This is a genomic window from Pseudanabaena sp. UWO311, assembly GCF_006937785.1.
In the GTDB taxonomy this organism is placed as follows: Bacteria; Cyanobacteriota; Cyanobacteriia; order Pseudanabaenales; family Pseudanabaenaceae; genus Pseudanabaena.
In genome coordinates, this window is sequence record NZ_SJEE01000003.1 from 131285 (window position 1) to 143768 (window position 12484).

Genomic DNA, 12484 nt, shown 5'->3' on the forward strand with positions numbered 1-12484 from the left:
TATGGGTTTGGGGTCTACACTTATGTAGCATGAAGGAATATCTCAATGTTAGTTACCAAACAACCAGTACTCAAACGGTTCTGGTATCCCGTTATGCCGATCGCACATCTAACCGCCAAAATGCCACAACCGTTTGAGCTGCTAGGACAAAAACTAGCACTTTGGCTAGATCTTGATGGTCATCCAGTCGCAGTTAGCGATCGCTGTTGTCATCGGACAGCGAAACTTTCTAAAGGAGTTGTCATTGATGGGTGCGTTCGCTGTGCCTATCATGGTTGGCAATACGATGGGCAAGGGGTCTGTGTGAAGGTTCCTCAATTTAGACCAGATCAAAAAATTCCTGCCAGTTATAAAGTTGACTCCTTCAACTGTGCTGAGCGCTATGGATATGTTTGGGTATGTCTAGATAAGGAACCATTGCTGCCGATTCCTTATATTCCTGAAGCTGAAGATCCTATCAATCGATTAATTCCTCAATGCTATGACCAGTGGCAATGTAGCGGCTTGCGGGTAATGGAAAACTCCTTTGATAATGCTCATTTTAGCTTTGTCCATGCCGCATCATTTGGCAGTATTGAGCAGCCAAAGCCAGCAGCTTCCGAAATTACAACTCTCGAATTTGGTCTGGTGATTAAATCAGAGGTTCCAGTAATTAATCCGCCTACACAACAGAAAAATCTTGGCATGACTGAAGCTTTTACAACTAGATTTGTGGAATCAACTTGGCATATGCCATTTAGTCGTACATTAAAAATTACTTATCCTAATGGATTAATGCATTCGATTTTTACGGCGGCAACTCCTGTAAGCGATCGCATTTCTCAGATTGTGCAGTTCTGTGTACGCAATGATACAGAAGTTGATGCTAGTGCCGAAGATGTGATTGCCTTTGATCGCCAAGTCGTTTTGGAAGATCGAGTTGTTCTGGAAACGACAAACTATGATGCTCCTCTGGATGTGGCAGTCGAGCAGCATATGCCATCTGACCAGCCAGGAATCGTGATGCGGCGTAAATTACTTGCACTATTCAAGCAGCATGGCGAAACAGAACAACATTTTCATCCAAGAATTGAATAGCGCTGCTCTTCACTCCAAAAAGACGAGAGGTGGTGCGAAGCACCGCCACTCGTCTTTTGGGTTTATTTTTAATGGATAATCTCAATAGTTGTGCCCTTTTGCAATAAAGAATAAATTTCATCCACGTCCTTATTTTTTAAGGATACGCAGCCCAAAGTCCAGTTGATTTTGCGATCGATCAGCCAATCATTCCCCTTCTCTACACCATGAATTCCAATCTCGTCACCAATACCATCTTTCGCTGTTACCTCACCTCTAGCCTTCGCTTGAGTGAATTTGCGCCATGAGTCCTGATTGGGGTAGTCCAGCCAGATAAATTTTGACCATTCCGAATGGTAATAAAGCTCTTTAACCCGAAATATTCCCTCTGGGGTGCGCTTATCACCTTGACGCAATTTATCATCCTTAGGATTGCCGCCCAAAACGATCGCATAGGATTTAATCGGCTTGTTTTGGTAATAGACAGTCAGCTTATATTTAGATTTTTCTACAACGAGTTTGATCGCCTTTTTATCGAGTTTTTTGAGATTAATTAAATCCGCGATCGCCTTATCTTTGTTGAGAAATTCATTTGCCGCTCTTGCTTCACAGTCTGTGATACATGGCAGTTCAAAAATATGAGGATTTGCGATCGCATAGAGGCAGCTCAAGCTAGCCAGTACAACTAAGTAACCTAAAAATTTCTTCTGTAACATATCAACCTCAAATTATTTAGAACAAGAGGCTTAAGCACCTTGCTTATTTTTGGCAAGAACTTTTTTAGTTGTGCGTTTGCACCAACCTAAGAACTCTGGAGTAATGATCCCCTTAGGATAAAAAATTGTTCCGATCACAATCAAAACCCCAAAAATAATTAAGCGTCCATCTTTAAGAAATTGCCCTAACCATACAGGAACACCATTAACACTTGAAAATCCTCGCAAAACCTCAGGTAAAGCCGTTAGCACAATCCCCCCGACCACAGGCCCCAAAAAAGTGCGCGAACCACCAATTAATACAAAAGCTAAGAAAATAATACTGGCATCAAAGGTTCCTTGACGAGCATTCCACGTATTCAAAAAATGAGCGCTTACGGCTCCCACCATACCCGCCAAAATTGCGGCTAGAGTAAAGGCTAAGACCTTGTAATAAGTTGGGTTGATTCCCATCGAATCTGCTGCTAATTCATCTTCACGAATCGCAATTAGCGCCCGCCCAACTCGAATTTTTTCCAGACGATACATAAATGCCATGCTCAATCCCAATAATGGCAGAGCAATCCAGAGATATTCTAAGGGTGACTGAAACGGCTGCGGAATCCCAAAAATCCCCACTGCGCTACCAGTAATATCAAGATTGAGAGCAACCACGCGCAAAATCTCGACAAAGGCAATTGTAGCGATCGCCAAATAAATTCCTCGTAACCGCAACACAGGAATTCCTAAAACTATAGCCAAAAGCCCTGAGATCAGACCCGCAGACAACATTTCCAGTAATACCCACCAGACTGGCAAAGTCCCTGTCGTGTCCGTTAGCATCTTGGTCGATGCGATCGCGGCAATATATCCACCTAGGGCATAAAATCCTGGAGTTGCCAATGACAACTGCCCAGCCATCAATGGCAAATAAACAGAAATTCCAAGGATTGCCCCAAAAATTGCCGATACAATTAAAAAACCGTAGGTGTTAAAAAATTCAGCCATCATTTAGACTTTGGTTACTTTTTTTAGTTATTTTTGAAAATGAAACCTATGCTCATCTCTTAAAAAATAACCTTCCATCACACTAATTAGCTATCATTAGTCAATAAGCAACAGTATCTTAAGAAATTATTAAGATTTTCTGTAAGCATAGACACAACTCAAGCAGCAATCACCATAGCGATCGCCGCTTAACACATTAACCCTTAGCGTAGATCTTAAATGCAAGATTTTTACGTAACCCTTAGCAAATATCAAATTCTAGAGAGTACAAACAGTGGACATTCAAATTGGGCGCGGTAAAACTGCACGCAGAGCCTATGGTATCGACGAAATCGCATTAGTACCAGGGGGTAAAACTCTCGATCCCAACGTTGCCGATACATTTTGGGAAGTTGGCGGAATTCGTCGGGAAATTCCAATTATTGCTAGTGCAATGGATGGTGTTATCGATGTTGATATGGCGGTTAGACTTTCGGATTTAGGTGCATTAGGCGTAATCAATCTTGATGGAATCCAAACACGCTATGACAATCCGACCCCAATATTAGAAAAAATTGCCTCAGTGGGAGTTACTGAATTTGTCTCCCTCATGCAGGAACTCTATGCAGAACCCGTAAAGCCTGAGCTTATACAAAAACGTATCCGCGAAATCAAAGAAAAAGGTGGCATTGCTTGCGCCAGCAGTATCCCAGTTAATGCCTTTAAATATGGTGCGATCGCTGCTGAAGCTGGTTGTGACCTATTCTTCTTGCAGTCCACAGTCGTCTCAACTACTCACATCGCTGCTGAAGGACTAGTCTCGCTTGATCTCGCTAAATTCTGCCGAGAAATGCCGATCCCAGTCCTGATGGGTAACTGTGTCACCTATAATGTCACTCTCGAACTTTTAAGAGCAGGTGCAGCAGGTGTACTTGTTGGTATTGGACCTGGAGCTGCTTGTACATCTAGAGGTGTGCTTGGTGTTGGTATTCCCCAAGCTACAGCTGTAGCCGACTGTGCGGCCGCTCGCGAAGACTTTTTTAAAGAAACTGGCAAATATGTCCCGATCATTGCGGATGGCGGCTTGATTACTGGTGGCGACATTTGTAAATCGATCGCTTGTGGAGCCGATGCCGTCATGATTGGCTCTCCCTTTGCTAGAGCTAAAGAAGCTCCCGGTCGTGGCTTTCACTGGGGGATGGCAACTCCTAGCCCTGTCTTACCTCGCGGAACCAGAATTCGTGTCGGTACAACTGGTACACTAGAGCAAATTTTGCGTGGGCCAGCGGGGCTTGATGATGGCACTCACAATCTCTTAGGAGCACTTAAGACCAGCATGGGAACTCTAGGAGCAGCCAATATTCGAGAAATGCAACAGGTTGAAGTAGTAATTGCGCCTTCACTTTTAACTGAGGGTAAGGTTTACCAAAAAGCACAGCAGCTTGGTATGGGCAAGTAAATAAGGTAAATACCTACGCACAATTAAACATAAAACCTAAAAATCTGTACCGCCCGCTACGTGGGCGGTACAGATTTTGACTCTAGTTTTTAATTATGCCAAGGTACTTAAAAGACTCTCATAGCGAGCTTTTTACCTTATTTACCAAACTATAGTAATTTAGGTGTTATCAAAAAAATCTTTATGCCCAAAATCCTGCTGGTAGAAGATAATGAAATGAATCGCGATATGCTGTCACGAAGACTAATGCGTCGCGGTTTTGACGTTGTAGTTGCCGTTGATGGTGAGTCGGGTGTAGTAACTGCTCAAACAGAGCTACCTGACCTGATCGTTATGGACATGAGTCTACCAATTTTAGATGGATGGGAAGCTACAAAGCGCTTGAAACAAATAACTGCTACTCAAAATATTCCGATTATCGGCTGCTCAGCACATGCTATGGTTGGCGATCGCGAGAGAGGTATCGAAGCTGGTTGTGATGATTACGACACAAAGCCCATAGAATTTGCACGACTATTAGGAAAGATTGAGCAGTTATTAAAAAAGTATGTCAGAAATTAGTGATGCTAAGCTATTAGTTATTGATGATGATCCGATGAATCGAGAGATTCTCTTTCGCCATTTAAAAAATTTAGGATATTCAGATATTACCTTGACGGATGGGGGCAAAAGCGGTCTAGAAATTGTTGCTTCAAACTCTATAGATTTAATCTTGTTGGATATGATGATGCCAATAATGAATGGCTTGGAGACATTAACGCATCTTAAGGATAATTACCAATCGCGGGTGATTCCTGTAATTATTATTTCTGCTTTAGATGAAAAAGAAATGATGCTTGCTTGCATTCAAAAGGGGGCTGAAGATTACTTGATCAAACCCTATGATCGTGTCCTTCTCAAAGCAAGGGTTAGTGCCTGTCTAGATAAGAAAATATTGCACGATCGCGAAGTTTTAAATAATCAGAAACTAGAGGCTGCGTATAAGGAACTCGCTGTTGCATATCACGATTTGGAAGTTGTTAAAAATGAGCTAGAAGCACTGTCTCATCGTGATGGATTGACTGGTATTGCCAATCGCCGTTACTTTGATACTGTCCTTGAAAGGGAATGGAACGCAGCCCACAGAGAAAAGAAATCTCTCTCTCTCATATTATTTGATATAGACTACTTTAAGAAATATAATGACACCTACGGGCATTTAGCGGGAGATGACTGTCTGTGTCAAGTTGCGATCGCTGCTTCACATGTAATCAAACGTCCTAGGGATACATTAGCAAGGTATGGAGGTGAAGAATTTGCAATAATTTTACCAGATACGGATGAATTGGGCGCAGAGTTTTGTGCAGAACAAATCCGTTATGCTATTGAAAGCCTTAATATAAGCCATAGTTCTTCACAGATAAATTCTTGTGTCACGGCTAGTTTAGGAACGGCAACTATCAGCCCTCACACCCAAATTTCCACATCTCAACAATTAATTAAAGAAGCAGACTTAGCGCTGTATCAGGCTAAACGAGAGGGGCGAAATTGTGTAAAAGTATGGTCAACGGACAGATAATCAAACATTGAGATTTTAAATAGCGGGTGGCAAAAATGGGAATTCAAAATTTTCAAGTATTGATTGTTGATGACAATGAAATAAATCGCGATATGCTTGCTCGGCGTTTGCATAGAAGAGATTTTAATTTGTCAATGGCTGGTGATGGAAGAGAAGCTTTATCAATGATTCAAGCAAATCTCTATGATCTAATCCTTTTGGATATCATGATGCCTGAAATTGATGGATATGCAGTTCTCAAATATTTGAAAGAAGATTCAAGACTCCGTGACATTCCTGTAATCATGATATCGGCGATCGAAGAAATGGATAGCGTTATGAAATGTATGGAAATAGGAGCTGATGACTACCTTACCAAGCCATTTGATCCTGAGATGCTTAAAGCAGCAATTAATCGTTGTCTTCCTGACAGGGGGAGGTCTGTAAATCCTCCGATGATTCCTAATCAGCCTATTTCTCGATTATCTAGTCCTAGTTTTGCTAATCCTAGTACACAAAGCTCTGAGTTTAAATTGCCCGAAGAGACTACTCGTGGGACTTCAACTAATTCAATTAGTCTTGATGAAGTTGTTCATCGTATTATGCAGTCGGGGATGATTAGCCGTAAAGGTTACTTATATTTTAGTAAAGCAATTTTCAATGCTTTATTTGAGAATTCAGGGCTAACCGATCAAGAGGTTTATCAAATTCACTCAGTATTTGATGCAATTCAATCTGGGAAGGTTAGGGTAGGTGAATGAAACTACTCGCCAAAGAGAGTTGCGCCGCTTTGCGGCGCAACTCTCTTTGGGGGTTTATTTCTTCTTAGTTAGGCTGTTGAAGTATTCCTTAGCCTTAGCAAAAGCGTACTTCACTCTATCGCCAATTGTTGGATCAGGCAAAACTGCAACTGTAACTTCCTCATCAGGAAACTCTTTTAGACGATAGCCATATTCCAAATTATCTTTGAACTTCCGCAAAATAGGATATAAACGGATTGCGCTTTTCAATAACTCCGCTTCCTGTTGAAAAATTGCCTGACTAATTTTATTACTGCGTTCCACTGCCATCGAACCCGCAGGAACCCATTCCTTACCCTTAATACGGATAAAAATGTTGAACTCAGGCAAACCCTTGCTCTTCATTTCATCATATTTACTAGCAGCAGCCTCACGCTTGTTTGGTGCTTTTTTCTTCTTCTTGGGCTGTCCAGAAACCTGACCAAACCCAGATGCCTTAGTTTCAGACATTTTTTACCTTCTAGATTTCTAAAAATAAATTTTTTATAAATATGTAAATTAAGTTGAATCACTTAGATTTTTACATTTAACAAAAGTTTACTTTAGTCTATGGTTCAAAAACAATCTGTCTTTAGAAGCGCGATCGCTGTCTTACCATCAACCTATTTCCTTTCTAGTAAAAAATTAGCGCTGCGTGGCGAAGCCATACAACGCTAATTTTGGAGTAATTAGCTGGTCACAAAAAAGCCGCCTCAAGGTGGCTTTTTTATTTACCCTTCTTTTAGTTGACTTGATGGCGAATCTAGATCAAAAAGTACTTGTAACATTTGCATCGCACGGCGGCGCGTCTCAATGTCTTGTTGAGCACGTAACTGTACCATCGGATCATGCAAGATCTTGTTGATAATGCCGCGAGTCATGCTTTCGATTACATCTTGATGCTTGTCTGCGAAGTCATTACCAAGACGAGATAGAGCTTTTTCCATTTCTTGCTCGCGGATGATTTCTAGCTTTTGACGGAGCTTGCTGATCGTAGGTACGGTCTCTAGCGATCGCCACCACATATCAAATTCAGCAACACAACCTTCTAGCAAAATCTCAGCTTGCATCGCCATTTGACGACGGCTTTCTTGATTTCCTGCTACCACTGCTTGCAAATCATCGACGTTAAAAGCTCTGGTGTTTGGCAACTCTTTAACATCAGAACTGATATTGCGGGGTACAGAAATATCAATAAGGGTCAAACCAGTGTGATTTTGGGCGATCGCTTCGAGATTTTGGCGGCTAAGAATCACTTCAGTCGAAGCTGTACTAGTAAATACAAGATCGGAAATTGCTACACAATCTAACATTTGATCTAATGGTCGGATATCAAACTCTGCATCACTTGTCTCAAATTCCTTGAGCATTGCCGCAGCGCGATCGCGAGATCGATTAACGATCGCAATTTTTTGCGCCCCTTTGGAAATCAAATGCTTCACCAACAAGCGAGACATTTTGCCAGCACCGATGATTGTCGTGTGCTTATCAGATAAATTTTGTAATTTAATTTGGGCAAGCTCGACCGCAGCAGAACTGATTGACACCGCACCTGTTCCAATTTCGGTTTCAGTCCGAACTCGCTTACCCGCTGACAGAGATTGTTTAAAAAGTTGGTTGAGAATCCTACCTGCGCCGTTATGTTGCTGGGCGAGTCGATGGGTGTTTTTGACCTGTGCGAGAATTTGTCCCTCGCCAAGTACAAGACTATCTAAACCCGAAGCAACTCGCATCAGATGAGTTACGGCATCTTGACGGAGCAGAATAAACAGATAGCGACGTAGATACTGTAGAGGTAGTTGGCTAAACTCTGAAAGAAACTGCATAATTTCGCGAATACCACTTTCGGCTTCGCTAGTAACTACATATAACTCTAAGCGGTTACAGGTGCTTAAGATAGCAGCTTCTTCAATGCTCGGATAGCTCATTAGTTGAGCGATCGCAGCTTCCATGCGATCTTCAGGAATACTCAACTTTTCCCGTACTTCCACAGTCGCCGTTTTATGACTCAAGCCAACAACTGCAATATTCATATCGTAAATGCGTTTCTTATTTAGGACTAGAAAAAATTATCTTATGGGAAGAGCTTATCAGGAGATAGCTACCAGTGTAGTAGGTACTTATTACTCCTTAACGTTCTGTAATATAGCCGCCGCCGCTCTCTCATCCCAAAACATAAAATGGCAAGAGCCATTTTGTGTTTTTAAAACCCTTATACCAATTCACGAAAGTGTGACAACACTTTTGTGAATTGGTATAAAACCGAAAAGGTGAGAGGCAGTGCTTTGCACTACCTCTCACCTTTTCGGTTAATATTTTCAGAACCTACGGGGCTTGTAGTTCTAAATAATTAGCGCAAATTAATCGTTTTAGGTTTGTCGCTTGTCAAGTGAATGGTGTCAACAAAGCGAGCAGTCTTAGATTGAGTTGAGATAACCAAAGATTGTGTACGGCAACCGCCAGCAAAGAAACGTACGCCTTCCATCAAAGTGCCAGGTGTAATACCACAACCAGCAAACAAGACATCTTTACCGCAAGCCAATTCGTTTGCATCATAGACTTTATCGCCATCAGTGATGCCCATTTCCTTAAGACGAGCCAAGTTACCTTCACGAGTCCAGCTAGCACTTTCAGGAGTATTAACTTCGGCAGGGTCATAGACTAGACGACCTTGAAAATGTCCACCCAAGCAACGCATTGCAGCTGCGGAGATTACACCTTCAGGAGCAGCACCGATACCCATCAGAGCATGGATGTTTGTTCCTGCAAAACCACAGCAAATTGCGGCAGATACATCACCATCACTGATTAGACGTACACGAGCGCCAGCGGCACGGATTTCCGAGATCAAGCCTTTATGACGGGGACGATCCATAACGACAACGACTAACTCTTCGATCGCACGACCCAAACAGTCAGAAAGAATTTGTAGATTTTTGGTAGGTGTGTTGCGGATATCGACATGACCTTTTGCCGCAGGTGGCGCAGCTAGTTTGTCCATATAAAAGTCTGGTGCTTGGAACAATCCACCACGCTCAGAGATAGCAAGAACTGCCATCGAGCCATTTTGACCATAAGCAACAAGATTTGTACCTTCGCAAGGGTCAACAGCGATATCGATTTCTTGTAATTCTTCGATTGTGCAGAATTCGGCTGCGTTTGCCTGTGTGCAGATACCAACTTCTTCGCCGATATATAACATAGGTGCTTCGTCACGTTCACCTTCACCAATGACGATACGTCCGCGCATATGAATCTTGTTCATACGTTCGCGCATTGCTTCAACTGCGGCTTCGTCGGCTTCGTCTTTTTTGCCCAAACCCATCCACTTAGAAGATGCGATCGCCGCTTGTTCAACGACCTCAATAATCTCAAGACTGATTGTACTATCCATGCGTAGAAATACCTATTTACCTAAATTTTATGACTATTAAGACTTCGTTACGTTCTAGAATTTTTTTAGAACCAGAAAACAAAATATAAGTTTGGTTGTGTCTTACTACACAACCTTGTAATTAAGTTTACAGGGCAGAAGGACAAATTAAAACCCAAAAGATAGAGTGCGCCGCTTCGCGGCGCACTCTATCTTTTGGGTTTGGTTTATTAATTTTGGTTAAGAAATGCTTAACACTGGTAGGATCTAGGAAGGGGCTTTTCTCTTCTACCCAAACTAATGTATTGCGTATACCTGCTATGTTGCCAGACCATTCTGACCATTCTGTTTTTGCTGATGAGATGCCTAAAAACCTTATAAATCATAGAGATTCTGATGATCTAGATTTTAATGATGACAATGAAATTGAGGCTGACAAACCACAGGAAGCTTGTGGTGTTTTTGGGGTATTAGCGGCAGAAGGGGATGTTGCTAAACTTGTATATTTTGGACTCTATGCCTTACAACATCGTGGGCAGGAATCAGCAGGTATTACCGTCTACGATGAGCATGGTACGACCCATACACATAAAGCGATGGGACTCGTTGCTCAAGTATTTAATGAAACGATCCTCTCTGAAATGAAGGGAGCATTAGGGATTGGGCATAACCGCTATTCGACTACAGGTTCGAGTAAGGTTTGCAATGCTCAACCGATTGTTGTGAATACCAGACTGGGTGATTTCTCACTTGCTCATAATGGCAATTTAGTCAACGCGACAGAGTTACGCGGTGAACTGTCAGCTCAGGGACATGCTCTCGAATCAACTACTGATTCTGAAGGAATAGCTTTTGCCGTGGGTGAGGCAGTAGAAGAAGGTAAGGATTGGCAAGAGGCGATAGTAAAGGCGTTGCGTCGATGCCATGGAGCTTTTAGTCTAGTAATGGCAATGCCTAATGTGATCGTAGGAGCAAGAGATGCCTATGGTGTTCGTCCTTTGGTAATTGGCAAAACTGAAGATGGTTCTTATGTTTTGTCATCTGAGACCTGCGGGTTAGATATTATTGGCGCTGAGTATGTGCGTGAGGTTCTTCCTGGGGAACTGGTGATAATTACGATCGAGAATGGGATTCAATCTTTACAATGGGAGGAGGCTAAGCCAAAGCTATGTGTATTTGAGATGATCTATTTTGCAAGACCTGATAGTGTGATGCATGATGAAAGTCTTTATACCTACAGACTGCGAATCGGTCGCGCATTAGCTAGAGAAAGTCCTGTAGAAGCTGATATTGTGATCGGTGTCCCAGATTCTGGTATTCCTGCGGCGATCGGATTTTCACGAGAGTCAGGGATTCCTTACGGTGAGGCTTTGATCAAAAACCGTTACGTGGGACGGACTTTCATTCAGCCAACCCAAGCGATGCGAGAATCAGGAATCCGCATGAAGCTCAATACCCTCAAGGATGTTTTGCAGGGTAAAAGGGTAATTGTGATCGATGATTCGATCGTAAGGGGAACGACGAGTCGTAAAATAGTTAGAGCATTGCGTGAAGCTGGTGCAATTGAGGTACATATGCGTATTTCTTCGCCGCCCGTTACTCACCCTTGTTTTTATGGTATTGATACGGACTCGCAAGATCATTTGATTGCTTCGCACAGTTCTGTCGATGCGATCGCCAAACAGATTGAGGTTGACACGCTTGCGTATCTCAGTCACGACGAAATGTTAAAAGCGACACAAATTGATACCACGCATTTTTGCACAGCTTGTTTTACTGGGAAATATCCGATTGAAGTTCCTGATAAACTCAAGCGCACCAAACTTATGCTAGAAAATACGGCAACATGACCAAGATCCTCTTTCATCTCGCATTTCCAGTAAAAGATATTCCAAGCACCAAAGCTTTTTATATTGATGGTTTGGGTTGTTTGGCAGGACGCGAGTCAAGCGACTCGCTGATCATGAGTTTGTATGGTCACCAGTTGGTAGCGCATGTTGATCACGAGAATATTGATTCTCAACGTGGCATCTATCCGCGACATTTCGGGTTAGTTTTTTATTCCGAAAATAACTGGATGGCTCTGTTAGAAAAAGTCCATGATAAGCGTCTTAAATTTTATCAAAAACCAAAAATTCGCTTTGTGGACACCCCTTTAGAGCATCGAACCTTTTTCTTGGCTGATAATTCAGGCAACATTTTAGAATTCAAGCATTACAAATTTGAAAATGCAATTTTTGGTGAGACTGATTTCAACAAAGTCGGAGATTCAGACTTTGCTCAACAGATTCCTGTGGTTTCGCATTAACCTGTTGGCAAAAAACAAAAAAGAGATGGCGCTAGTACCATCTCTTTTTTGTTTAGGATTAATTCCTGCTTTTAATTTCTTACGAAGCATTTGCATTTGCTTTTTCTTTTGGCGTTGGCGAGCAGATCCACCCTTACCTTTATCGTTTCGACCTTCATTGCGCGGGGATTCCCACCGCTTTAATCTTTGGCTCATTGTTGTTTTTACCCATGTGATTAAATTTTTTGGAGATAATCTAACGATTAGTAAATTAGGAATTAGTAATTACTAGTTATCAATTCGTAATTCGT

The 12484-nt window shown here is 42.1% G+C and carries 13 protein-coding genes; 7 read left to right on the forward strand and 6 right to left on the reverse strand.

Features of this window, described 5'->3' with window-relative positions; all coding sequences use genetic code 11:
• Positions 1 to 45: 45 nt before the first annotated feature.
• Positions 46 to 1077, forward strand: a complete 1032-nt coding sequence (locus PseudUWO311_RS04005) for an aromatic ring-hydroxylating oxygenase subunit alpha (protein WP_142653786.1) — start codon at positions 46 to 48, stop codon at positions 1075 to 1077.
• A gap of 68 nt (positions 1078 to 1145) precedes the next feature.
• On the opposite strand, the gene PseudUWO311_RS04010 is transcribed toward PseudUWO311_RS04005, so the two are convergent.
• Positions 1146 to 1772 (reverse strand): murein L,D-transpeptidase family protein, encoded by a 627-nt coding sequence (locus PseudUWO311_RS04010; protein ID WP_142653787.1) that lies wholly within the window; start codon positions 1770 to 1772, stop codon positions 1146 to 1148.
• Between the two features lie 30 nt (positions 1773 to 1802).
• Positions 1803 to 2759: a branched-chain amino acid ABC transporter permease gene (locus tag PseudUWO311_RS04015; protein ID WP_142654010.1), complete on the reverse strand. Its 957-nt coding sequence runs from the start codon at positions 2757 to 2759 to the stop codon at positions 1803 to 1805.
• A gap of 274 nt (positions 2760 to 3033) precedes the next feature.
• On the opposite strand from PseudUWO311_RS04015, the gene PseudUWO311_RS04020 reads away from it, so the two are divergent.
• From PseudUWO311_RS04020 to PseudUWO311_RS04035, 4 genes are all read left to right on the forward strand, one after another.
• Positions 3034 to 4197, forward strand: coding sequence for a GuaB3 family IMP dehydrogenase-related protein (locus tag PseudUWO311_RS04020; protein WP_142653788.1), 1164 nt, complete (start codon positions 3034 to 3036; stop codon positions 4195 to 4197).
• Between the two features lie 183 nt (positions 4198 to 4380).
• Positions 4381 to 4758 (forward strand): response regulator, encoded by a 378-nt coding sequence (locus PseudUWO311_RS04025; protein ID WP_142653789.1) that lies wholly within the window; start codon positions 4381 to 4383, stop codon positions 4756 to 4758.
• Positions 4745 to 5755 carry a diguanylate cyclase gene (locus tag PseudUWO311_RS04030; protein WP_142653790.1) on the forward strand — a complete coding sequence of 337 codons (1011 nt, stop codon included), beginning with the start codon at positions 4745 to 4747 and terminating at the stop codon, positions 5753 to 5755. The genes PseudUWO311_RS04025 and PseudUWO311_RS04030 overlap by 14 nt, the downstream gene beginning before the upstream one ends.
• A 35-nt stretch (positions 5756 to 5790) precedes the next feature.
• Positions 5791 to 6495, forward strand: coding sequence for a PleD family two-component system response regulator (locus PseudUWO311_RS04035; protein WP_142653791.1), 705 nt, complete (start codon positions 5791 to 5793; stop codon positions 6493 to 6495).
• Positions 6496 to 6549: 54 nt separating this feature from the next.
• On the opposite strand, the gene PseudUWO311_RS04040 is transcribed toward PseudUWO311_RS04035, so the two are convergent.
• The 3 genes from PseudUWO311_RS04040 to glpX all read right to left on the reverse strand — a co-directional run bounded on the left by PseudUWO311_RS04040 (position 6550) and on the right by glpX (position 9907).
• Positions 6550 to 6984 (reverse strand): HHL1-like protein, encoded by a 435-nt coding sequence (locus tag PseudUWO311_RS04040; RefSeq protein ID WP_142653792.1) that lies wholly within the window; start codon positions 6982 to 6984, stop codon positions 6550 to 6552.
• 260 nt (positions 6985 to 7244) lie between these two features.
• Positions 7245 to 8546 (reverse strand): glutamyl-tRNA reductase, encoded by a 1302-nt coding sequence (locus PseudUWO311_RS04045; RefSeq protein ID WP_142653793.1) that lies wholly within the window; start codon positions 8544 to 8546, stop codon positions 7245 to 7247.
• 317 nt (positions 8547 to 8863) lie between these two features.
• Positions 8864 to 9907, reverse strand: coding sequence for a class II fructose-bisphosphatase (gene glpX, locus PseudUWO311_RS04050; protein WP_142653795.1), 1044 nt, complete (start codon positions 9905 to 9907; stop codon positions 8864 to 8866).
• 299 nt (positions 9908 to 10206) lie between these two features.
• Here glpX and purF point away from each other — a divergent pair, with 299 nt between their 5' ends.
• The gene (gene purF / locus PseudUWO311_RS04055) at positions 10207 to 11736 is read left to right on the forward strand and encodes an amidophosphoribosyltransferase (protein ID WP_142653798.1); all 1530 of its coding nucleotides are present in this window, start codon (positions 10207 to 10209) and stop codon (positions 11734 to 11736) included.
• Positions 11733 to 12194, forward strand: a complete 462-nt coding sequence (locus PseudUWO311_RS04060; RefSeq protein WP_142653800.1) for a VOC family protein — start codon at positions 11733 to 11735, stop codon at positions 12192 to 12194. Before purF ends, PseudUWO311_RS04060 begins: the two co-directional genes overlap by 4 nt.
• Here the strand turns inward: PseudUWO311_RS04060 and PseudUWO311_RS24820 are convergent.
• Positions 12156 to 12389, reverse strand: a complete 234-nt coding sequence (locus tag PseudUWO311_RS24820) for a hypothetical protein (protein WP_142653801.1) — start codon at positions 12387 to 12389, stop codon at positions 12156 to 12158. The genes PseudUWO311_RS04060 and PseudUWO311_RS24820 overlap by 39 nt on opposite strands.
• Positions 12390 to 12484 lie beyond the last annotated feature (95 nt).